Origin of the sequence: Acinetobacter sp. YH16032 (assembly GCF_013417345.1) — a bacterium.
Lineage (GTDB): Bacteria > Pseudomonadota > Gammaproteobacteria > Pseudomonadales > Moraxellaceae > Acinetobacter.
This window is the reverse complement of sequence record NZ_VPEE01000016.1, coordinates 47,682-67,942: the sequence shown is the minus strand read 5'-3', so window position 1 is coordinate 67,942 and position 20,261 is coordinate 47,682. Positions and strand designations below refer to the sequence as shown.

The window sequence follows — 20,261 nt, the reverse complement described above, 5'->3', positions numbered from 1 at the left end:
TGGAAGCAGATGAAATATTATTGGCGAGATTTTCAAGTCATGACAGCTGATAAAATAGAGCAATGGGTGGAGAGAGTATCAAACCAATTCGGAAAAGAATACATGTTTACTTTTTAATGACAGCTTACTGATTTTACTCAACTCAATATCGAAATTATTTTTGTCAGACAAAAAGTTATTAGTAAGTTGGTTATTAGTCGTTTGCAAATTAGAAATGGTCGAACTACTAGAACCATTTCCACTTGTCCCAACAACATGAACTTGTTTTGGCATCAAAGTAGCACCACACGTGAACTTATCACCGACATAAGCGACTGCTTTACCATCAAAAATTACATGGTCATTACTCTTAATCAAAGTTGACCACGTTTTACATTTTGGACAAGCAAAACCATCTCCCGCACGAAGAAATAGGTTTCCCATTTGAGAACTTCGCGATTGAGTGGATAACACTGTTCCGCCATGACTTGTTGTAGAACCATGTATGCCAAAGCCTTTAGACACTTTTTGATCCTCCAATCATCGAAATCATGAAATCTTTGGGTAAAGCGGCATCATGATACAAACGTAAGACATGAGCGGTTATTGGACTATCGATAATTTCATCACCATTTTCTAATAGGGAGCCAATAAGTGCTGCGGATCGATTATGAACAGTGATGGCACTACCAGCACCAGAGATAATTTTTGCTGTTGAACCATCAGTGTAGATCGCTTCATCACCTACTAAAGCTAAAGAAATACCTTTGACCTTATAGGTATCAGTAGAGGCTCTTACTAAACCACCTTTTTTCGTTTTAGAACCATTAAATGCAGCATAAACTTTGGTATACGGCTTATTATTCCAGTAGAGTTGCTCTGCTTGGTGAATCTTTTGAATATCATCTTGGGAAAGCTTTTTTAGCTGCTCTTCTGGCAGTTCATGCAAAAAAATAGGGCTAGTCATGCTAGATCCAATTATTCTAATTTAATAAAGAATAACAAAATACAGAATGAAGAAAAATTTCAAAATGTAATCGCACATTATCAAGAATAGTGATCATTATACATATGGGCGTTAAACGAAGTCTGATCATTTTTTATTTCAACTCAGTTCAAACCAATGTATGTTTTTAAATGAAACTGCAATTTTAAAACACGGACTTATAACAAAGTTAGATGCCATCAATCTGCTATAATGTGCCCAATCTTTTTTTAAGTAAAAATTAGGACGTATTATGCGTATTGACCAGCGTGCATTAGACCAGTTACGTGATGTTAAAATTACTCGAAACTATACACGTTATGCAGAAGGTTCAGTTTTAGTTGAATTTGGTCATACCAAAGTTCTTTGTACTGCCAGTGTTGATAATTCAGTACCGCGCTTCTTGAAAGGAAAAGGCCAAGGTTGGGTGACTGCTGAATATGGCATGTTGCCACGTTCAACCCATACACGCAGTGACCGTGAGGCAGCTCGTGGTAAACAAAGTGGACGTACTCAAGAAATTCAACGCTTAATCGGTCGTAGCTTACGTGCTATGGTGGATTTGAAGAAATTGGGTGAAAACACGATTACAATCGACTGTGATGTTATTCAAGCTGATGGTGGTACACGTACTGCGTCTATTACAGGTGCTGCGGTAGCCTTGATTGATGCTATGAATTCATTACTTGAGAAAAAGAAAATCAAACAAGATCCACTCAAAGGATTGGTGGCTGCAATTTCTGTTGGTATCTATCAAGACGAAGTACTACTCGACTTATGTTATGAAGAAGATTCAAACTGCCAAACAGACTTGAATGTGGTGATGACTCAGGCGGGTGAGTTTATTGAAATTCAAGGTACTGCGGAAGATAAACCGTTCACGCGTACGCAATGTAACGCAATGCTTGAAATGGCTGAGAAAGGCATTCAAGAGTTAATTCAAAAGCAACAACAAGCACTAGGCTGGTAATGCATTTGATAGCATGCGTTGATTGTAAAAAAGCACCTTGATAGAGGTGCTTTTTTTATTTCATAGATTTGCAATTGAAGCTTCATTGCAGCGTCACGAAAAAAGCGTATCACTGAGTTCGCATAAAACGAGAAGGATAACTACATGCGAGCTTATTTTTTTATACTCATCCTTACACCGAGTATTTTGTTAACAGCTTGTGGGGGAGATGATGATAACCAAACATCCAAACCGCAACCTTCAGATCCAAGTTGTGAAATCCACTGTGCTCCATAACCATAACAAGAATAAAAACAGGATAAATGTATGAACCGTCGTGACTTTATTTTAAATTCGACCAAGACATTATTGGGTGCATCTGCATTAGCAAGTTTTCCGCTGAGTATTCAAAAAGCTTTAGCAATTAATGCAAAAGTGGAAACTGGCACTATTCAAGATGTGAAACATGTGGTGATTTTGACTCAAGAAAATCGTTCTTTTGATAACTATTTTGGAACATTCAAAGGAGTACGTGGTTTTGGTGATCGATTCACCATTCCATTGAGTGGCAAAAGAGCGGTGTGGGAACAGTATGATGCCAACAAAAATAAAATTTTGCCTTATCACCTAGACAGTTCATTGGGCAATGCTCAACGTGTTTCGGGCACACCTCATTCATGGAAGGATGGTCAAGCCGCTTGGGATTGTGGGCGTATGGGTAATTGGGTGGAACATAAACAACCTCAATCCATGGGTTATTTTAAGAAACAAGAGCTCGAGTTCCAGTTTGCGTTGGCGGAAGCATTTACTTTATGTGATGCCTATCATTGCGCTATGCACGCGGGAACTAATCCCAATCGTAAATTTATTTGGACAGGGACCAACGGGCCAACTGCTGCAGGTGTCGCGAGTGTAGTCAATGAGTTTGATAGTATTGGTTCATCAATGATCGGTTACGACTGGACCACGTATCCTGAACGATTACAGCAGGCTGGGATCAGTTGGAAGGTTTATCAAAATATGCCAGATAATTTTACGGATAATCCTTTGGCGGGATTTAAGCAATATCGCAAAGCCAATGAATTATCTGGTAAGCCAGTTAGCCATGCCAATATTTTGTCGCCTGAATATGATGAGCGTATTGATCAACGACAACCTCTCTATAAGGGGATTGCCAATACGATGCCTAAGGACGGCGGTTTATTAGGACAATTTAAACAAGATATCTTAGAGGGTAAATTGCCGCAGGTGAGTTGGGTGGTCGCACCGGCAGCGTATAGTGAACATCCGGGACCATCAAGTCCTGTTCAAGGCGCGTGGTACATTCAAGAACTGTTAAACACTTTAACGGCAGATCCAGAGTTATGGAGTCAGACGGTTTTACTGGTCAATTTTGATGAAAATGATGGTTTTTTTGATCATGTACCATCGCCGTCTGCACCATCAAGAGAAATCAATGAAGCAGGTGATATCGTTAAAGTTCATGGTAAAACCACGTTATCAGAACAAGAGATATCATATGAATATTTCAATCACCCACGTGTATCAGGTTCGACAGCACAGCCTGAATTAAAATTTAAAAATGGTAAGAATGAAAACTTCTGGCATGGTGTGTATGGTCCAGGAGTACGTGTTCCAATGTATATCATTTCACCGTGGAGTCGTGGGGGATGGGTCAACTCTCAGGTATTTGATCATACTTCAATTATTCAATTTCTTGAGCAACGTTTTGGCGTGCAAGAGCCTAATATTAGCCCTTATCGTAGAGCAGTCTGTGGTGACCTTACGTCGGCGTTTGACTTTAAGACACCTAACTTTAATATTCTGCCAACACTCAATGGGCAAAGAACAAAACAAGAAGCTGACAATACGCGTCGTTCGCAAGAGCAACTCAGCAAGGTTCCAGTCCCAGCAAATCAACAATTTCCTGTGCAAGAATCTGGAATACGTCATTCTCGAGCATTACCTTATTTATTACATACCAGCGCGCGCGTACAGGTTGCAAGTCGAAACATACTATTGATTTTCGCAAATGGTGGAGAACAAGGTGCGGTTTTCCATGTCTATGACAAACTAGATTTAAATGCCATTCCTCGACGTTTTATGGTGGAGGCAGGGAAACAGCTTGAGGATGTTTGGGAGCTAGTAGATGATCAATATGATCTTTGGGTACTTGGACCAAATGGTTATCATCGAGCATTTAAAGGAAATCTTCACCATCAAATTGAAAGAGATCATTTGCCAGAAATTCGAATTTGCTATGAAGACTGTCAACCTAAAATAATTTTAAAAATACGGCATGATGGTGCTGAAGCCGTGGAGATGATGGTCAAGGACAATGCGTACTACAATCAAAAAATGTGGACTGTCAAAACTCAAGCGAATGAGGCTGAACTTCATCTAGATTTAACGGAGTCTTGGGGATGGTATGATTTTAATGTTGTGATCGCCCAACAGCAGGGGGAGCAGGCTTATGAACGTCGTTTTGCTGGACGTATTGAAACAGGGCAGCATACATGTACCGATCCTATGATGGGATTATTGCAACCTAAATCTTAAACACGAAGTAAAAAAGCCGTGAATGTTCACGGCTTTTTTCAGAATTGAAAAATTCAGGTATTAAGACAGTCGAAATGAATTAGAGATCCAACCTTTCGGAAGTTGAGGCATTATAAGCTCCTCAGGACGATTTGGATCTTCATCCAGTTGCTTACCACCATAAATGACATCATTAATCTGTCCATTTTGATTTTGATATGTTAACCAAGGATAGGTTTTACCAAACCCAACAGGATCTTGGGTGTAATCACAAACACCATCTGGAAAAACTTTTTGTAATCGAGTCCATTGCTCATCTGTAAAGTTAATATTGGGGTAAAGACGACGTGTGAGTGGTTGTAGTTTACATTTATTGGCGTAGGTACTAATTTGATCACCTGCTACCATTCGCGGTGTTTTATAGACTGGTACACGAAGGTTATTGCAGAACCCAGATCTTCGAATCGTTCCTAATGTGATACATGAGTCGTTAAGATTTACTTTATTGCGAGTGAGTTTCTGTGGCAGAGGTAAATTGCTTGTATCATTTTTTACGCGATCCAACCATTGGTTCATATCATCGAAACTGATTTCTAAACATTTAAGATCGCCAATCATAATGGTATCACCTCCATACAGAAGCTGATTGTTATGATGTCCATGTGCTTTGTCTAAACGTGCTCTAATCGCGAATGCTCGGTAAGCATCATGGAATATCGCTGGATCTGGACCACGACAATCAATAATCGCCACTTGATCTAAATTATTGGCAACATTGATTAAACCAGTTCGATAAGCATTTTTTAAACCTTGCTCCGTGGCATATAACCGTTCGGGAATTGGATTAATATCAATATCAACTCCACCGAGGCGTTCATTTAATAAAACAAATTTTTCAGCATTGATCACACCATCAAATAAGGTTTGAAGCCCGTATTGCACTCCGACATTATCAATTGGCAGGTTTGCAAACCCGACATTGCGTTGATTTTCGACGGGACTCCAAATTTGTCTAAGCTGTTGTGTATTTGGATCAACTTCAGTTGGATTTCTGAGACCCAACAAATTTACAGCAGCCTCTTGAATTGAACAGCGTGTCCCATTCGGATTTGAGGTGGCATTGTACAGTTGTGTTTCTGATATTCCGTTACAAATTGTATTTGGTCGAGCAACATCGAATTGCGCAAGTTCACTGACATAACCATTAATCTCAGAAATATGACCTTGAATATGGTTAATTTGATGAGGGAGGAAAGAGCGGCCTTCTGCTGTTTTAAAATAATTGATCATAATATGATAATCAGCAAACTGAGACGCTGTACTCCATGCGTCAGGGAAGGAGCACGTTACTAACAAACCTTGGTATACACCTGGATAAGCGTTAGCTACCCATTGAGATGCGAGCGCGCCACCTGAGCAGCCTTGTCCAATCGTGTAGTCTAAAGTACCGTATTGTTCGATAAAACGTTCTTTGGCCATAATGATTGATTCAGCTTGAACCGCCAAATTACAGTTATGTCCACTGTTGGATAGCGCCGTAGACATGACGCCATAACCTTTGCCCAAAGCCTTGATGGTAATATCTGGCAAAATAGAAGTTGATGTCGCAACCACGGTAGGTGCAGTTGCAGACTGATAATCATTTCCGCAACTTTGCCCATGGGTTACTAACAGCTTATTATTAAATTGGGGTTGTGGATTCAGCGCAGTCCAAGGCTGATTAGGATTAAACAATACAGCAAACCGATATTCATCACGATTTTGATAGCCGACCTCCTCTCGAATGATAAATGGCACTTCTACGCCTGTATCGGTCTTAATTTTGGAAATTAGACCCGCCGAAGGTGGTTTCTCAGGATTGTAGGTCTGTAAAGTTCCGACCAAATTCCGATAGTAGTAATTATATTGAACAGGTTTACGACAAAATAAATCAGTCGAGCCGTTGGTACAGGTCCATGGATTAATTTGAGGTCCAGATAAAAGAGGGCCTGTGGTACTGAAATTTTTTAAATATAAATTTTGAATTTCATTTGGTGTTTCAATTTTAAGTAGATTTTCCCCTAACTGTAATCCATCTAATAGCACTCTATTCTGAGCATTAGAAAAGCGAGATTTGATGTCCTGTCCATTTAAATGAATGCTTATATTTGCGTCATTAAAATTAATCGATGGGTCTAATTCGATCAATACATCATTATCTGTCACAAGATCAGGGCGAGTTGATAAAACAGTCACGAATTCTTTTTCAAGTTTATTCGTTGGATTGTCAGGATCAGTTGGATTGGTCGGAGTTGGCTGTGATCCATTACCACCGCCTGAATTCCCCCCAGATTCGCTGGAGCTTTTACAACCGACGAGTAAGCTGCTACTAATCGCGACGCTTAAAAGCGTATAGATCATTTGCGTTTTCATGTGATTTCCCTAATGTACAACATGGTGGATGCAATCGATCCTATGACTGCATTTCTTTTTATTTATTCACTGACATTCAGCATGTCTATGCGTTGACACCCTCCTATTATTTAGACAATGCGAACTCATGGGTTTAATTGTATTTATTGGCTTCACTATGAATGAAAATTGAGCAGCATGTCCATGACATAAAATTGAATAATTGTAAAATTAAGGCAAATAAATAATTGAAATTTAATGATTTAATTTGCATTCTATAGTTATATTATGATTTTGATTAAAAAATAACCTTAAAGCGTGGAGGGTATCAACTAGGACCATATAAATTCAAATTTTTTTGTATTCTTGCGATAAAGTTAATGTAGCATCACAGTTTTAAGCAAATAAAAAAAGGAGCAAAGCCCCTTTTTTATTGAGAGATAGGATTGAATCAATTAAGCGTTAAAGCGCATAGATAAATCGATGGCTTTTACATCTTTAGTCAGTACACCCATTGAAATAAAGTCGACGCCTGAAGTAGCAACTTCACGTAAGTTCTCGATGGTAATATTACCTGAAGCTTCTAATTTACAACGACCAGCCACATGCTTGACTGCATCAATCATTTGTTGTTGGCTGAAATTGTCCAACATGACGATATCCGCACCAGCATCTAAAGCTTGGTTTAACTCATCCCAAGTTTCAACTTCGACTTCCACAGGTTTACCTGGTGCAATGGCATGCGCTTTTTCGATTGCTTGCTTAATGCCACCTGCAGCCATAATATGGTTTTCTTTAATTAAAAAAGCATCGAATAAACCTAAACGATGGTTTTGACCACCACCTACACCCACCGCATATTTTTGCGCAATACGTAAGCCAGGTAATGTTTTACGTGTATCCAGTAGTTTGGTATTTAAACCTTCTAAATGTTTCACATATTCAGCCGTTTTTGTAGCAACAGCAGAAAGGGTTTGTATAAAATTAAGTGCTGGGCGTTCAACGGTTAACAGACTGCGTGCTGAGCCTGCAAGTTTTAAAAATGCCTCATTGGCTTGAACTTGATCGCCATCTTGCTTTAACCAAATCACATCAACGCTTGGATCATAGGCTTTAATTAAAGCATTCACCCACGGTTGCCCTGCAAGAATCATCGTTTCGCGACTGATAATGGTTGCTGTTGCTTGTTCATCTTCAGGTGTCAGCAATGCGGTGATATCACGCTCACCAATATCTTCTTGCAATGCTTGTTGGATATTGATTTGAATTGATTGTTCAAGCAAAGATTGCGGTATGCTCATAAAATCCCTATTGTAGGCACCAGAAAAATGAGCAATATATTACCATTGCACCTCAAGTAATGGTGTTGTTTTTTTCGTCCAAGTCTTTTCCAAAGATGAGCGTGGATGAATTGTCATAAGTTGCAAACACGGATTGAGATCACACATGTCGAATGTACCCAAGCTTCAAGTGGTAGATGGTGTATTACAAGGTGCAAGATTTATTGCTTCACCAAATTTTAATCAAAGACCAGACTATACTGACATTCAACTGGTGGTCATCCACAATATTAGCTTACCGCCCTCACAGTTTGGAGGAGGCTATATTGAGCAGTTTTTCCAAAATAAATTAGATTGGAATGCACACCCTTATTTTAAAACAATTGAAGGGATGCAGGTCTCAGCACATTTATTGATTTTAAGGTCAGGCGAAATTTTACAGTTTGTTAACTTTAAAGACCGTGCTTGGCATGCGGGACGCTCTACGTACATGGCAAATCCAGAATGCAATGATTATTCGATTGGCATTGAACTAGAGGGCAGTGATGATCAAGATTTTACGGAACAACAATACCAAGCTTTAGTTGAGGTCGTGGCAATACTTCAATACGCTTATCCTAAAATTAAAAGTCATATCGCAGGGCATTCAGATATTGCACCTGGACGAAAGACCGATCCAGGACCGCATTTTCAATGGTCTTATTTTAGAGATCAATTAAAACAACGAAAAATATGATGCTTTATCGAATGAAATAACAATTTAAAAGCGAAGTTTTATTACAATATCGTCAATCTTTTTAAGTGGTGAATATGATGGCGCTTTGGCGATCCACCTTTATTGTTAGTGCAATGACCATGTTGTCTCGTGTCATGGGGCTTATTCGAGACATGGTGCTGTTAAATGTGTTCGGGGCAGGTAAAGACTTCGATACTTTTGTCGTAGCGTTTCGTATTCCCAACTTTTTTAGGCGTCTTTTTGCCGAAGGTGCATTTTCCCAAGCATTTATTCCTGTTCTCACAGAATATAAAACCACCAAACTCCATGCTGAAGTTCAGATCCTAATTAGTCGGGTATTTGGATGTTTGCTTACCGTGATGACTGCATTAACTTTGCTGTGTATGATTGTTGCACCTGCGATATTGTATGTTTATGCGCCAGGATTTCATGCCGATGCAGCCAAATTTGATTTATCAGTCGACTTATTCCGTCTCACCATTCCCTACCTGATGTTTATGTCGCTGACGGCATTTGCCAGCAGTATCTTAAACAGCTATGGCTCGTTCACCACACCTGCATTTGCGCCAGTATTGTTGAATATTGCAATGATTGCAGGGGCTTTGTGGCTGTCACCATATATGGAAACACCCATTATGGCATTGGGTTGGGCAGTGGTGTTTGCTGGTATTTTGCAATTAGCCCTACAAATTCCGGAGCTTTGGCGCAAAAAACTCCTGATTCCACCCAAAGTTGATTTTAAGCACGAAGGTGTAGAGCGCATTTTAAAATTAATGTTGCCTGCACTGTTTGGGGTTTCAGTCACACAAATTAATTTGCTGCTCAATACCATTTGGGCGTCTTTTATGCAAAATGGTTCTGTGTCATGGCTTTATACAGCAGAACGGATGACCGAATTGCCTTTAGGCTTAATTGGTGTAGCCATCGGAACGGTGATTCTGCCTGCACTCTCTGCGCGTAAAGCGGAACAGGATCAAACTAAATTTAAGGCTATGTTAGATTGGGCTGCACGTGTCATCGTATTTGCTGGTATCCCAGCCAGTATCGCTTTATTTATGTTGTCTACACCGATTATTCAAGCGCTGTTCCAACACGGTGCTTTTGATGCACGAGCGACAGAAATGACCGCTTTGGCATTACAATGTATGAGTGGTGGTGTCTTGGCATTTATGTTGATTAAAGTCTTTGCTCCTGGATTTTATGCGATTCAAGATACCAAAACCCCAGTACGTGTTGGCCTAATGGCAGTTGCAGCCAATGCCATTCTCAATGTGGTTTTTATTGGTATCTTCAAATGGATGGGCTGGGAAGAACTCCATATGGCATTGGCGTTGTCATCTACAGGTTCTGCTTTAGTCAATGCAGGGATGCTATATTTCTATTTACACAAGCGTGAAATATTCCGATTTGGTCCGCATTGGAAAAAATTATTTTTCCAATTTATGGTCGGTAACGCCGTGATGATCGCAGCTTTATGGTATGGTCTAAGCTGGTATAACCCAGATGTAGCACCGTGGATGCGTGTATTTGAAGTGCTTGGTCTCTGTGTATTGGGTGTGGTTGCTTATGTATTGGGTTTATTTGCGACTGGCTTTAGACCAAGACAATTAAAACATGGCTAGTGTTTCAACCAGACCCTAAATAAAACAAAAAAACATCGCGGAAGCGATGTTTTTTTTATAAGTCATGTGAACATTAAGGCAAAACTTTTAAAAGTTCGACATCAAAGATTAAGGTGCTGTTCGGCTCAATCGCATCGCCCGAACCGATCTCACCATAGGCCAAATCAGCAGGAATAAAGAAGCGGTATTTAGCACCTTCCTTCATGAGTTGTAAGCCTTCAGTCCAACCCGGAATGACTTGACTCACTTGGAATTCAACCGCTTGATTACGTGCGATCGAACTATCGAATACCGTCCCATCGATCAAACGCCCTTCATAATGAACTTTCACTTTAGACGTCGCTTTAGGTGTTTTGCCTTGACCTTGCTGAATCACTTGATATTGCAGCCCTGTTGGTCGTGTGACAATACCTGCTTTTTTGGCATTCTCTTGTAAAAATTGCTGCCCAGATTTTAAATTTTCTGCAGCTAATTTTTGAAATTCAATCAGCTGTTTCGATTCGCTTTGCTTTTTGTATTTGGTTAAAGCCTGTGCCATTTCTTGATCGGTTAAACTCGATTTTTGACCGGTTGAGCCTTGTTTCAATCCTTCAATAAAAGCATCCAAATTAATATCTTTTAATGTATCCGCATTAGTGCGTCCCATCACATAGCCATAGCTATATCCGAGCTGATCTTTTTCAGTACTTTTATTGCTAATGTTTGCCGAAAATGAGGCAGAGCTGAGGATCAGCAGACTGCTTAATATAGAGATTTTTTTCATCATTCAAATCCAAAAAAGGAGAGCTGAAGGCTCTCCTTTTGATTAACTTATTTGACTTCGATTAATTCAACATCAAAAATGAGTGTGCTGTTTGGTGGAATCGTACCAGGAACACCCTGTTCACCATAAGCCAGATTTGATGGAATATATAAGGTTGCTTTACCGCCTTCCTTCATCAATTGTAGGCCTTCGGTCCAACCAGGGATGACCTGATTCAATGGAAATTCAATCGGTTTACCACGTTCAACCGAGCTATCAAAGACTTTGCCATCAAGTAATTTACCGGTGTAATGCACTTTAACCACGGAGTTTGCAGAAGGTTGTTTGCCTTTACCTTCTTTGCTGACGAGGTACTGCAAGCCAGAAGCAGTTGTTTTAACATTCGGTTTTTTTGCATTTTCAGCAAGGAAGCTATTGCTTTGTGCATTGGCAGCTTTAGAGTCTTCGACTTTCTTTTCTTCTAATTCTTTTTGTAAAGCCACATAAGCAGTTTGCAGTTCTTCATCTGTATAGGCACGTTCTTTTTTAGCATGCGCTTCACGGACACCGACAATAAACGGATCAATCGCGACTTCAGGAGGAGTTTGGCTGGCAACTTCATAACCGAGTGCATAACTGATTTTATCAATCGGTTTTGCATCAGCAGTCATGCTAGAAACTGTCGCAGATGTTGGATGTTGACTTGCATAATAAACAGGGACGAGCGCAGCACCGCCTAAAACGACAGCAACAGCGATGGGTAAAGCTTTACTCATGAGATTTCCAATTTTTTTCAATTCTATGTGCGACATTCTAAAATCGCGGAACCAAAACAGCATAGCGTCAATTCACTTTCAGCGATATAGAATTTCAATGAAATCAACAAAATTTCACAAATATACAGTGTTTGATCGGCATAAAAAAAGCCTGAATAGATCAGGCCTTTATTCAACAATAATTAATCATTGTCCTTTGAGGCTTTATATGCATACGCATAGTTATAACCATAGCCATAACCCGCTGCATTACGTTGAATGTCATTTAAGATAAAGCCATTCACTTTCACACCGGCTTGTTCGAAACGATTGACTGTGATTTCGAGTTCTTTCATTTGTGTCTTCGCATAGCGAGCAATGACCAAATTCACACCTGCATATTGCGAAATGATAATACCGTCAGTCACCGCAAGTACAGGTGGCGTGTCAATGATCACATGATCAAACTGTGTTGAAAGCTGTTCAAGCAACTGTTTGAATTTTTCAGAACTCAACATCTCAGATGGATTGCTCGGACTCTTACCACGAGTGATCACACTTAAACCAGCGGCTTCAGTGTCTCGAATAATATTTTGTAGAGAGTGCTGATCAGTCATGTAATCAGTCAAACCTGGCTGTGTTTCAATATTGAAATATTTGTGTAGATAACCACGACGTAAGTCAGCATCAATAATCAAAACACGTTTGTCGGCTTGCGCTAATATTGTTGCTAAATTGGTTGAAATAAATGATTTACCCACTTCAGGTGCAGGACCAGAAATCATAATCACATTATTTCGAGCTGAACTCAGCGCAAAATGAATCGCCGTGCGCATACTGCGTAAACTTTCAATCGCAATATCATCGCTATTCTTAATCGCCAGAATTGGGATTTTCTTATGCTTTTTCAGCATCTTAATTCGGCTTTCTTGTACTGGAGAACGCGGTACCGTTGCATAAACCGGCAGATCTAATTCATTTTCAATTTGACTAGAATCTTTGATGCCTGAACGCATCATATTACGTAACAGCGCCAGAAGTGTCCCGAGGAAACCGCCGAGGAAAATGGACAGAATTAGGATCTGTAATTTTTTAGGTTTAATCGGTTCAATCGGTTCTACAGCAGTATCTACAATGCGAACATTACCAATTTCCCCCGCTTTTGCAATGCGAAGTTGTTGGTATGAATTCAGCAAAGCTGTATACAACTGTTGTTTGACTTCAACTTCACGGAATAACTGTAGATAGCGACGTTGCAAGTCAGGAAGTTGTTTTAAGGTGCCATCCAACTCATTGATTTTTTTATTGATCGCGCCAAGTTGAGCGTTCATTTGTTGCATGATTGGATGTTCATTGGTGTATTTCGCACCCGCTTCAGCGACTTTTTGCTCAAGTTCTGCTTTTTGCGTTTCTAAGGCTACACTTTGCGTGAGATACAATTCAGATTCTTTGGTGACATCAACAGTATTAAAGCCTTGACGGAATTTGTTAAATTCGCGCTCTGCGACATCCAGCTGTTGTTTAAGTTCTGGGAGTTGTTCATCCAAGAATTTGAGCGTTTGCGCAGTTTCAGCAGAACGTCGCTCTACATTTTGCTGACTATACGCATTTAAAATCGTATTCAGGACTTTTGTAATATGTTCTTTATCTTGACCTTGATAATTGAGTCCTAGAACACCAGTCATTTTGCCTTTTTCAGCCACTGAATAGTTAGCCAAAAGTGATTTCATCGCAGCAGGCAAAGACTGTTTGGTGATGATATAGCGGTCATTTAATTGATCTTTTGTGCGAATCTCAACTTTCCATACGCCATCACGGGTAGAACGTTGATTGAGTTGGTTCAGTGAACCTTTTAGGACCACTTCTTCAGTTCTTAAATCCGTCAGCGTAAACTGTTTCTCAGTAAAATTCAGCGCCAATGCACGGTCACGAAATTTCTGAGGAATATGAAAATGTGGAATAGCAAAAGATTTTTCGTCATCGTTAAAAATCACAGATTGACGTGAATAACTGGTTGAATAGTCATGTGGGGAAAATAAACGATCAAAGAAAGAGTTTTGCGTACCAGATACTCTAAGATCTAAATTTAAATTCTCAATCACTGAACCGAGGACTAATCGAGATTTCAAGATTTCGATTTCTGCTTGAGCGGGTTGTTTCTGCTCAATCATACTTGAGAGATCACCCAAAAGTGCTGCTGAAGTCCCTTTACTTTCTTCAACTTGGACCAAAGCATCAACAGAGTAGGTATCTGGTGTTGTACGCAAGTAGAGTAGGGCACAGACCAGACTCAAAATCACACACAAGGCAATCAGTTTCCATTGTGCGATTAATGAAAAAAATAATTCTTTTAAATCAATTGTATCTTCGGTATTCGCGGTTTGACTCATAATCTTTATTCAAAATATTAAAGGTGTTTTTTCCAATCAGCGATACAATCCTGAATCAACTGACAGGTGTCATTAAAGAATGCTTGATCGTGTTGGTAAGGATCCGCAATATTTTTTTCACGCCAGTGCCCCAAGCGAAAGGTTTTTCCTTTTGCGTATGGCCATGTTTGTTCGATATGCTTCTGTTGGTTCTGGCTCATGACAAGAATCAAATCCGCATTTTTGACCAATTCAGCATTCAGTTTACGCGCCACATGATCTTGCATATTTATACCGAAATTTTGCATACATTGTAATGCTTTATCATCTGCAGGATGACCAACTAAGCCTGAAATCCCAGCAGAGTGAATTTTTCGATCAGGGTACGCATCTTTTAGGAAATACTCTGCCATGGGGCTTCGACAGATATTTCCAATACAGACCACTAAGATATTTTTAAAATTCATCAATTCCCCAAACGATCTAAATTATATAAAGCATTGGAGAAAGGAATAACCTGGTTGACCACACGTTGCCAGCGCGTTAGACCCGTTGCATCGACATAAACAATATCATTACTTTGCATTTTAAACTGATTGGCGAGACCAAAATTAGCAATACTAGACAGATCCATATGGAAGATTTCAGTCATCGGAGAGTCAGCTTGACTGCGTACTACATAAATACGGCTGCTGCTCGCAGACAATGGATTGAGCCCTAAGCTCTCCCCAATCACATCACTTAAAGTCATGCCTTGATCACGCATTGGAAGAGATTGGTTTTTACCTGACTCACCCATGACATAGATTTTTTGATTTTCACGTGAGTTCACGTAAATCGTATCATTGGCTTGAACCAAAAGATTGTGTAGCGAAAACCCTGCTTTCTCTAGCTCAATCGAATTTAAATTATAAGTTTGACCATTTCGAACCAGACTAATCGATGTATTTGCACCGAATTGTGTATTGACACCACCGGCTAAACCAAGCGCCGTATAGATACTGGTGGGTTGATCATTTAGTGTATATTGACCACCTTTCATGACATTGCCTTGTACCGAATAGCGCTGACCTTGGTAAGACAAAACTCGAGCGATGACATCAGGTGTTTTTAAATAACGGGCAAGTAATTGACGAAGTTCTTGATTGACTTGATCTAAACTTTTGCCAGCCGCTTTATACCGTCCAATAATCGGAAATTGAATATAGCCACGAGAGTCGATTTGATAGCCGTTGGATTTAATGGCTTCTTCGTTGCTAATAGTATTGGTGGGGGGGGTAATTTCTGGATATGCCCATAGATAAATGGATAATACGTCACCAGCACTGAGTAGATATTGTTTTTGATTTTGTAGAAACAAATGTCCCAAATCTTGGTGAACATTGACTTGTGCAGGTTGAACAGCAAAAAGGGACTCTTGAGTGAGTTTGATGACATTGACTTGCGTACCCAAATCCGTCTGAAAAATACCTTCTTCAGGTAAGTCATAGGTTTGAAGACCTGAGGTAACAGCACATCCTGTAAAGCTTAAACTTAACGCCAACAGCAAACTATAACGATAGTGACTCACTCGTATTCCTATATTGTATACATTTATGATTATTCAAAAATTAATCTTAACTTAACTATATAAAGTTAAGCGATATTTTATACTAAATATAACAATAAATATATCTTACTCTAGTTATCTTTATGTTTTAAATGCAGAAAGTATAACTTCTCTGACTTAAAGAGGTTTAATAAGAGTAATTTTTATCAAACTATTAATGATGTAGAATATTCATTTTAGAGCATATATAAGGCTTCAGAGATGTATGATCTCTATAATCTAAAAATCGCTATTATCGGATTAGGTTACGTCGGTTTACCGCTCGCTGTTGAGTTTGGTAAAAAAGTTCCTGTCGTGGGCTTTGATATCCATCAAAAACGCATTGATGAGTTGCGTAAGGGGCATGACCATACATTAGAGGTTTCATCAGAAGAGTTAGCGCAGTCTACGCAGTTGATTTATAGTGCGAATTTAGAAGATCTAAAAGACTGTAATTTATATATTGTCACAGTGCCAACACCAATTGATGAATATAAACAGCCAGATCTTATCCCACTTGTTAAAGCATCGCAAAGTATTGGGCAAGTTCTGAAAAAAGGCGATGTGGTGGTTTATGAATCTACGGTATACCCAGGTGCGACAGAAGAAATCTGTATTCCTGAACTAGAAAAAGCATCAGGTCTTAAATTTAACCAAGACTTCTTTGCAGGTTATAGTCCTGAGCGTATTAACCCAGGTGATAAATTGCACCGTGTCACCAATATTTTAAAAATCACTTCAGGTTCAACGCCTGAAGTTGCTGACTTTGTCGATGAAGTTTATAACTTGATTATTGAAGCTGGTACCCATAAAGCAGCGAGTATCAAAGTCGCTGAAGCAGCTAAAGTGATTGAAAACACACAGCGTGATGTGAATATTGCACTGATCAATGAACTAGCGGTGATCTTTAATAAAATGGGAATTGATACTGAGGCAGTACTTCAAGCTGCTGGTACGAAATGGAACTTCTTACCGTTCCGTCCGGGGCTAGTCGGTGGTCATTGTATCGGTGTAGATCCGTACTACTTAACCCATAAAGCGCAAGCGATTGGTTATCACCCTGAAATTATTTTGGCAGGTCGTCGTTTAAATGATGGCATGGGTGCTTATGTGGTGACGCAGCTTGTGAAAGCCATGCTAAAAAAACGCATTCAGGTGGAAGATGCCAAAGTCTTGATTTTAGGTCTAAGCTTTAAGGAAAACTGCCCTGATATCCGTAATACCCGCATCATCGATATTGTCAATGAACTGAAAGAATATCATATCGATGCCGATGTCTATGACCCTTGGGTGGATGTTCAAGAGGCCGAACATGAATATGGTATTCAGCCAATTTCGACTTTAGAAAATGGCAAATATGATGCCGTGATTTTAGCCGTGGCACATGATCAGTTTAAAGCCATGGGTGTAGAGGCCATCCGTGCTTTAGGTAAATCTGAGCATGTATTGTATGACTTGAAATATGTGTTATCTCAAGCCGAATCTGACCTTCGTTTGTAAGAGGACATCTGTTTCATGAATCAATATCAACAGGTATGTGAGCAGCTGAAAGCACAGCCAAAAACATGGCTCGTGACAGGTGTTGCAGGCTTTATCGGCTCCAACCTTTTAGAAACGCTGCTCAAGCTTGATCAAACCGTGGTGGGTTTAGATAACTTTGCCACAGGTCATCAGTATAATTTGGATGAAGTCCAAGCTTCTGTGACTGCTGAGCAATGGGCAAAGTTCCGCTTTATTGAAGGGGATATTCGCCAGTTTGCAGATTGTCAAAAAGCCTGTGTTGGTGTGGACTACGTGTTGCATGAAGCAGCGCTCGGTTCAGTACCACGCTCAATTGCAGACCCGATTACTACTAATGACACCAATATTAGCGGTTTCCTCAATATGCTAACTGCGGCACGTGATGCCGGTGTAGCAAGCTTTACTTACGCAGCGAGTAGCTCAACCTATGGTGATCATCCTGCATTACCAAAAGTGGAAGAGAACATTGGTAATCCACTGTCACCTTATGCGGTGACTAAGTATGTCAATGAATTATATGCTGATGTTTTTGCACGCGCATATGGCTTTAAAGCAATTGGTTTACGTTACTTTAACGTGTTTGGTCAACGCCAAGATCCAAATGGTGCTTATGCGGCAGTGATTCCAAAATGGACCGCATCGATGATCAATGGTGAAGATGTCTTCATTAATGGTGATGGTGAAACTAGTCGTGACTTCTGCTTTATCAATAATACTGTGCAAGCCAATATTTTGGCGGCAACAGCATCAGATGAAGCGAAGAATCAAGTCTATAACGTAGCAGTCGGTGACCGTACGACATTGAATGAATTATACCGCGCGATTCAAGTAGCACTTGCGGAAAATGATGTGCAGTTTGAGCGTGATCCGGTATACCGTGATTTCCGCGCTGGTGATGTCCGTCATTCACAAGCGAGTATTGCCAAAATTCAGCAACATTTGGGTTATTCACCTGAATTTAAAATCGCTGAAGGTATTCAATTGGCAATGCGTTGGTACGTCAATAACTTAAAATGATCTTGAGCAGATGATTGCGAAACTGTTCGCAAAGTATCAGTCGATTGGGCTGATTACCTTAAGTTTATTGGCAGGTGCGATAATGACATTTATCGCACTTCCTGTTTTAACGCGCCTATATTCTGTTGCGGAATTTGGTGCGTATGGGATTGCATTAGCCATTGTCAGTGTTTTGTCCACGGTGGCGAATTTACGTCTGGATCAAGCCTTATTGGTTGCTGAAGAACAGGATAAAAAAAGCCTGATTTTTGAAGGGGCGGTGTTCTCAACGGTCATTGCAATCATCAGTGGCATTTTCATTAGTTTTATTTTAAATGTTGATATGGCAGGGGCTGTTGCAACAGGTGTGCTTGCCAATACCCTGATTCAAAGCCTATATAATTATCAATTTTCTGCACATAAAGAATATTTCTGTGCAGGTTTAAATATTTTGCGCAGTGCAATTGTGGTGGCGGTGCAACTGTCTTTACCGCTTGTGATGCAGATCAGTTTAGTGAACAGCTACAACGTCAGCTCGATCATCATGATTGTGGCGGTGTTGATTTATCTGTTGAAACATCAACTCTATCAAGTCAGTTGGCAGGCATTTAAAAATTATAAAGATTTTATATATGCTAATACGCCACATGCGTTGTTAAATAGTTTCTCGCATAATTTACCCTACTATGTGTTGTCGCATTTTGTCGGTGTGCAGGCGATGGGTTTTTATGCCATTGTCGAGCGGACTTTACGTGTGCCGATCAATCTGATTTCGCAAACCTTGCGTCAGTTCTTTATTCGCAAATTTAAAACCACAGAATCCAATCAAAGTGCTTTAAAGGCGAGTGTACTGCTCAGTCTGGTTTCACTACCTTTATTTGCCATTTTCTTTATCTTGCCTGAATCTCTATATTTATGGGTTTTTGGCAGTGAATGGGTCGGGATCTCAAGCTATTTCCAAATTTTAGCCTTGGGCTATTGGGCGATTTTCTGTAATCCACCTAGCTCGGCTTTTTTAATTGCTAAGCGCAACAGCCAAGTTTTATTTAAACTGCAAATCGTTGAACTGATTATCAAGTTCGCATTATTTGTAGGCTTATATGTTTTATTTGATGATAAAATTTATATGCTGTTAGCGGTGCCTGTGGCACTGATTATCTATAACTTTGCCATTTTATATGTGGTGTGGAGAAACAAAAACTGATGTTTTTTAAATTCTTAAAACTGATGAATTGGTTCACTGCACAATGTCGTCAGCAATTTTATAACGTGGCGTTTGGCACGAAGTTTCGCTATTTCGGCAAGGGCTGTACGGTTGATATCAGTGGAACAGTGAAGATCGGCAACAATGTTTATATTGGCGATCATGTCAGTCTCATTGTTGAAAATGGTGCAGTGCTTGAGATTGCCGACAATAGTTTTATTGGTGAAAACTGCTACATCAAATGCTTTGGTGGCAAAGTCATGATTGGCAAAGATGTCAGCATCAATTCTAAGTCCTATATCAATGGCTGTGGCGGTGTAACGATTGGCGATAACACCCGTATTGGTACGCAAAGCATTATTATTGCGAGTAATCATAAGTTCGGTGAGCCTGATCTTTTGGTCAAAGATGCGATTACCAAATTGGGTGTCAGCCTCGGTGAAAATATTTGGCTAGGTGCACGCGTGACGGTTTTAGATGGGGTTACCGTTCCAAGCAACAGCGTGGTTGGCGCGTGTAGTTTGGTGTCCAAACCACTGGATGATGCGGGTGTGTATGTCGGCAGTCCCGTGAAGAAAATCAAAGACCTATAATCAGGTCATCATG

At 40.0% G+C, this 20,261-nt stretch carries 17 protein-coding genes and 1 pseudogene; 9 read left to right on the top strand and 9 right to left on the bottom strand.

Annotation, left to right across the window (positions count from 1 at the left end; genetic code table 11):
* A pseudogene (locus tag FTV32_RS09930) lies at positions 1–117 on the top strand (transposase); the annotation flags it as partial.
* Here the strand turns inward: FTV32_RS09930 and FTV32_RS09925 are convergent.
* Both FTV32_RS09925 and FTV32_RS09920 read right to left on the bottom strand, forming a co-directional pair.
* The gene (locus FTV32_RS09925; protein ID WP_180028551.1) at positions 79–504 is read right to left on the bottom strand and encodes a PAAR domain-containing protein; all 426 of its coding nucleotides are present in this window, start codon (positions 502–504) and stop codon (positions 79–81) included. The pseudogene FTV32_RS09930 and the gene FTV32_RS09925 overlap by 39 nt on opposite strands.
* The gene (locus FTV32_RS09920; protein ID WP_092767979.1) at positions 497–946 is read right to left on the bottom strand and encodes a PAAR domain-containing protein; all 450 of its coding nucleotides are present in this window, start codon (positions 944–946) and stop codon (positions 497–499) included. Before FTV32_RS09920 ends, FTV32_RS09925 begins: the two co-directional genes overlap by 8 nt.
* 271 nt (positions 947–1,217) lie before the next feature.
* Here FTV32_RS09920 and rph point away from each other — a divergent pair, with 271 nt between their 5' ends.
* Positions 1,218–1,934 carry a ribonuclease PH gene (rph, locus tag FTV32_RS09915; RefSeq protein WP_035270511.1) on the top strand — a complete coding sequence of 239 codons (717 nt, stop codon included), beginning with the start codon at positions 1,218–1,220 and terminating at the stop codon, positions 1,932–1,934.
* Positions 1,935–2,240: 306 nt separating this feature from the next.
* A complete protein-coding gene (locus FTV32_RS09910; RefSeq protein ID WP_180028550.1) occupies positions 2,241–4,472 on the top strand; it encodes a phosphocholine-specific phospholipase C in 2,232 nt (743 codons plus the stop codon).
* Between the two features lie 60 nt (positions 4,473–4,532).
* Here FTV32_RS09910 and FTV32_RS09905 read toward each other — a convergent pair whose 3' ends face one another.
* A complete protein-coding gene (locus FTV32_RS09905) occupies positions 4,533–6,863 on the bottom strand; it encodes a DUF6351 family protein (protein ID WP_180028549.1) in 2,331 nt (776 codons plus the stop codon).
* A gap of 434 nt (positions 6,864–7,297) precedes the next feature.
* Positions 7,298–8,143 carry a carboxylating nicotinate-nucleotide diphosphorylase gene (nadC, locus tag FTV32_RS09900; RefSeq protein WP_180028548.1) on the bottom strand — a complete coding sequence of 282 codons (846 nt, stop codon included), beginning with the start codon at positions 8,141–8,143 and terminating at the stop codon, positions 7,298–7,300.
* Positions 8,144–8,288: 145 nt separating this feature from the next.
* Between nadC and ampD the strand changes: the two genes are divergently transcribed.
* Both ampD and murJ read left to right on the top strand, forming a co-directional pair.
* Positions 8,289–8,858, top strand: a complete 570-nt coding sequence (ampD, locus tag FTV32_RS09895; protein WP_180028547.1) for a 1,6-anhydro-N-acetylmuramyl-L-alanine amidase AmpD — start codon at positions 8,289–8,291, stop codon at positions 8,856–8,858.
* 68 nt (positions 8,859–8,926) lie between these two features.
* Positions 8,927–10,480, top strand: coding sequence for a murein biosynthesis integral membrane protein MurJ (murJ, locus tag FTV32_RS09890; protein ID WP_180028552.1), 1,554 nt, complete (start codon positions 8,927–8,929; stop codon positions 10,478–10,480).
* Positions 10,481–10,553: 73 nt separating this feature from the next.
* Here the strand turns inward: murJ and FTV32_RS09885 are convergent, their stop codons facing one another.
* From FTV32_RS09885 to FTV32_RS09865, 5 genes are all read right to left on the bottom strand, one after another.
* Positions 10,554–11,243: an FKBP-type peptidyl-prolyl cis-trans isomerase gene (locus tag FTV32_RS09885; RefSeq protein WP_180028546.1), complete on the bottom strand. Its 690-nt coding sequence runs from the start codon at positions 11,241–11,243 to the stop codon at positions 10,554–10,556.
* 47 nt (positions 11,244–11,290) lie between these two features.
* Positions 11,291–11,998 (bottom strand): FKBP-type peptidyl-prolyl cis-trans isomerase, encoded by a 708-nt coding sequence (locus FTV32_RS09880; protein ID WP_180028545.1) that lies wholly within the window; start codon positions 11,996–11,998, stop codon positions 11,291–11,293.
* Between the two features lie 182 nt (positions 11,999–12,180).
* On the bottom strand, positions 12,181–14,367 hold the full coding sequence (locus FTV32_RS09875) for a polysaccharide biosynthesis tyrosine autokinase (RefSeq protein WP_180028544.1): 2,187 nt from the start codon (positions 14,365–14,367) through the stop codon (positions 12,181–12,183).
* A gap of 17 nt (positions 14,368–14,384) precedes the next feature.
* Complete coding sequence (locus FTV32_RS09870) at positions 14,385–14,813, bottom strand: low molecular weight protein-tyrosine-phosphatase (protein WP_092767959.1); 429 nt, start codon at positions 14,811–14,813, stop codon at positions 14,385–14,387.
* The gene (locus FTV32_RS09865; RefSeq protein ID WP_180028543.1) at positions 14,813–15,916 is read right to left on the bottom strand and encodes a polysaccharide biosynthesis/export family protein; all 1,104 of its coding nucleotides are present in this window, start codon (positions 15,914–15,916) and stop codon (positions 14,813–14,815) included. Before FTV32_RS09865 ends, FTV32_RS09870 begins: the two co-directional genes overlap by 1 nt.
* A gap of 240 nt (positions 15,917–16,156) precedes the next feature.
* On the opposite strand from FTV32_RS09865, the gene tviB reads away from it, so the two are divergent.
* The 4 genes from tviB to FTV32_RS09845 are packed head-to-tail and all read left to right on the top strand — an operon-like array spanning position 16,157 to position 20,248.
* Positions 16,157–17,434: a Vi polysaccharide biosynthesis UDP-N-acetylglucosamine C-6 dehydrogenase TviB gene (tviB, locus tag FTV32_RS09860; RefSeq protein WP_180028542.1), complete on the top strand. Its 1,278-nt coding sequence runs from the start codon at positions 16,157–16,159 to the stop codon at positions 17,432–17,434.
* Between the two features lie 15 nt (positions 17,435–17,449).
* Positions 17,450–18,472, top strand: coding sequence for an NAD-dependent epimerase/dehydratase family protein (locus FTV32_RS09855; protein ID WP_180028541.1), 1,023 nt, complete (start codon positions 17,450–17,452; stop codon positions 18,470–18,472).
* Positions 18,473–18,482: 10 nt separating this feature from the next.
* Positions 18,483–19,655 (top strand): lipopolysaccharide biosynthesis protein, encoded by a 1,173-nt coding sequence (locus FTV32_RS09850; protein ID WP_180028540.1) that lies wholly within the window; start codon positions 18,483–18,485, stop codon positions 19,653–19,655.
* On the top strand, positions 19,655–20,248 hold the full coding sequence (locus tag FTV32_RS09845) for an acyltransferase (protein WP_180028539.1): 594 nt from the start codon (positions 19,655–19,657) through the stop codon (positions 20,246–20,248). The genes FTV32_RS09850 and FTV32_RS09845 overlap by 1 nt, the downstream gene beginning before the upstream one ends.
* Positions 20,249–20,261 lie beyond the last annotated feature (13 nt).